This window comes from Vibrio sp. T20 (assembly GCF_007858795.1).
Taxonomy (GTDB): domain Bacteria; phylum Pseudomonadota; class Gammaproteobacteria; order Enterobacterales; family Vibrionaceae; genus Vibrio; species Vibrio satsumensis.
Window position 1 is genome coordinate 1 of the sequence record NZ_VFEB01000128.1, and the last position, 304, is coordinate 304.

Sequence of the window (304 nt, forward strand, 5' to 3'; positions counted from 1 at the left end):
TTTCCAAATTGTTAAAGAGCTTGATTCAATAAATTGAACCATTTTTAAAGACTCTCTTAAGAGAATACTTAAAGATGGTGGAGCTATGCGGGATCGAACCGCAGACCTCCTGCGTGCAAGGCAGGCGCTCTCCCAGCTGAGCTATAGCCCCATCTAGGTCGATATTGGTGGGTCTGAGTGGACTTGAACCACCGACCTCCCGCTTATCAGGCGAGCGCTCTAACCAGCTGAGCTACAGACCCAATATCGTCTCTTAACTTTTCTAAACCTAATCAATCTGTGTGGACACTTATCGTGAATATCT

Annotated in this window: 2 tRNA genes; both read right to left on the minus strand. The window is 45.7% G+C overall.

The annotated features are described in order from the left end of the window. Positions 1-75: 75 nt before the first annotated feature. A tRNA-Ala gene (locus FTW16_RS15435) sits at positions 76-151 on the minus strand. Positions 152-165: 14 nt separating this feature from the next. After that, positions 166-242, minus strand: a tRNA-Ile gene (locus FTW16_RS15440). Positions 243-304: the final 62 nt, after the last annotated feature.